Source organism: Streptomyces niphimycinicus (assembly GCF_018883605.1).
GTDB lineage: Bacteria > Actinomycetota > Actinomycetes > Streptomycetales > Streptomycetaceae > Streptomyces > Streptomyces niphimycinicus.
Genome location: NZ_JAHLEM010001163.1, coordinates 1 through 2,576, shown reverse-complemented (window position 1 = coordinate 2,576; position 2,576 = coordinate 1). Strand labels below are relative to the sequence as shown.

General features: G+C 74.0%; 2 protein-coding genes and 1 pseudogene. 2 read left to right on the top strand and 1 reads right to left on the bottom strand.

The annotated features are described in order from the left end of the window. The coding region (dnaG, locus tag KN815_RS48510; RefSeq protein ID WP_507229939.1) for a DNA primase at positions 1-535 on the top strand (535 nt) is incomplete at its 5' end. A gap of 368 nt (positions 536-903) precedes the next feature. Continuing rightward, complete coding sequence (locus KN815_RS48505) at positions 904-2,139, top strand: RNA polymerase sigma factor (RefSeq protein WP_216348127.1); 1,236 nt, start codon at positions 904-906, stop codon at positions 2,137-2,139. Between the two features lie 60 nt (positions 2,140-2,199). Here KN815_RS48505 and KN815_RS48500 read toward each other — a convergent pair. Continuing rightward, positions 2,200-2,576 (bottom strand): annotated as a pseudogene (locus KN815_RS48500) (hypothetical protein); the annotation flags it as partial.

The following is a 2,576-nucleotide window of genomic DNA, read 5'->3' as shown; positions in this document are numbered from 1 at the left end:
CCCTGGCGCCGGGGGCCCTGGGGCCGGGGGCGCGCCGCCGGTCCCGCGCGGCCCGGCGCTGAATCTGCGCAGCCCCGCCCATCGCGTCGAGCGCGAGCTGCTCAAGCTGGCGCTTCAGCACCCGGACCTGGTCTCCCCGGCCTTCGACGCCTACGGCATCGACGAGTTCACCGCCCCGCCGTACGCGGCGGTGCGCCGCACCATCGAGGACGCGGGCGGCACGGCCGCCGCGGACGCCGACTATCTCGCCCGGGTCCGGGAGGCGGCCCCCGACGACACGGTCCGGGCCATGGTCACCGAGCTGGCCGTCGAGCCGCCGCACACCCGCCGCGACCCGGACGAGGTCTACGCGGGCGTGCAGTTGGTGGCCGTACGGCTGGCCGCGGTGAATCAGCGCGTGACCGAGGTGCGGGGCGCCCTCCAGCGCCTGGGGCAGCATGCGGACCCCGCCCATCTGGCCGCCGTGCAGAACGAGCTGTGGGTGTTGCAGCAGTACGGCCAGTCCCTCCGGGACCGGGGCGCGGCGGCGCTGTAGGCCGAGCGGGCGCTCACGGCAGTGCGGGCGCTCATGGCAGTGCGGGCGGTAAGGGGCTCATGGATGGGTTCCGGCCAGCTCGTTCATGCCTCGGCGGGCGGGCCGGGGAGGACGCTGTAGCCGCCGGGTAGTCGTACGGTCACGGGCCGCTGAGCAAAAAATGCCCGCACGCCCCTCGTGGCGGGCCTGTGTCGTACTCCACACTGGGGTGCGGTGCCTGAGTCCTCGGAGCGCGGCGGTGTTGGTCAGGTAGGGCCGGAATCCCCCGCAGATCCGCTCATGATGTACGGGACGGACGGCGGCGCGGCCGCCGTGCCGTGCCCGATCGTTCTGCCCCCTCAGCAGCGATCACCCTGGAGGTCGCCCCCGTGCAGACCCAGACCCTCACCGACGCGGCCCTCGCGGCCTCGCCGCACCCCGTGCCCGACCGCCCGCCCGGCGCCGCACCGGTAGCGCCGGCCGTGCCCGAGGACCCGGCGGACCTCGCTTCGGAGGGTGCACCGGAGACCGACCAGGACGCCGCACCGGACGCCATGGCCGACCCCGCCTCCGACCCCGATCCCGACTCCGGCCCCGAAGCGGAATCCGTCGAGCCGGTCGAGCCCGTCGAGCCTGCCGAGCCGGGCGAACCCGTCGATACCGTCGTAGAGCCCGTCGAACCGATCGAGCCGCCCGCCCGCGCCGACACCAGCGGCCCCTCCGCCGACCTCTTCCGCCAGTACCTCCGCGAAATCGGGCGGATACCGCTGCTCTCCGCGGTCGAGGAGGTCGAGCTGGCGCGCAGGGTCGAGGCGGGTCTCTTCGCCGAGGAGAAGCTCGGCAACACCCCCGACCTCGACTCCCAACTCGCCGTGGACCTCGACCGTTTGGTGGTTCTGGGCCGGATGGCCAAGCGCCGGCTGATCGAGGCCAACCTCCGCCTCGTCGTCTCCGTCGCCAAGCGCTATATCGGCCGCGGCCTGACCATGCTCGACCTGGTCCAGGAGGGCAACCTCGGCCTGATCCGCGCGGTCGAGAAGTTCGACTACGCCCGCGGGTACAAGTTCTCGACGTACGCGACCTGGTGGATCCGCCAGGCCATGTCCCGCGCCCTGGCCGACCAGGCCCGGACGATCCGGGTCCCGGTGCATGTCGTCGAGCTGATCAACCGGGTGGTGCGGGTCCAGCGCCGGATGCTCCAGGAGCGCGGCTACGAACCCACCCCCGAGGAGGTCGCCGCCCATCTCGACCTCCTCCCGGAGCGGGTGAGCGAGGTGCTGCGGCTGGCCCAGGAGCCGGTGTCGCTGCACGCGCCGGTCGGCGAGGAGGACGATGTGGCCCTCGGCGACCTCATCGAGGACGGCGACGCGGCCTCACCCGTGGAGTCCGCGGCCTTTCTGCTGCTCCGCGAGCACCTGGAGGCCGTGCTGTCGACGCTCGGCGAGCGCGAACGCAAGGTGGTGCAGTTGCGGTACGGACTGGCCGACGGCCGCCCCCGCACGCTGGAGGAGATCGGCCGGATCTTCGGGGTGACGCGGGAGCGGATCCGCCAGATCGAGTCGAAGACGCTCAACAAGCTCCGCGACCACGCCTTCGCCGATCAGCTCCGCGGCTACCTGGACTAGCGATCCGGGCATCGACGCCGCGTCCCGCGTCCCGCGTCCCGAGGCCGCGGGGCCTGGGCCTCACATGGTCCCGTACCCGCCGCCCGCCCCATGGCCATGACCGCCCCCGGCCTCGTACCCCCCGACCTCGAACCCACCGGCCTCGTACCCCCCGGCCTCGTACCCCCCGGCCTCGAACCCCCCGGCCTCGTATCCACCGCCCGCCGAGTGCCCCACGGTCTCCTGGGCTCCCGGCGCGACGGTCCCGGGTTCGAAGGCCCCGGGTTCGAAGGCCCCGGGGTGGGTCTGCTCCCGCACCGCCACGTACTGCTGCCGCACCGCCTGCCCCACCGGCAGCTCCTCGCCCGGCTCGAAGACCTGGCTCGCCGCGGCCGGCCAGCGCGGCGGCTCGTGCGGCGACTGGGTGCCGTGCGAGGCGCCCAGCGCCCACGCGGCCT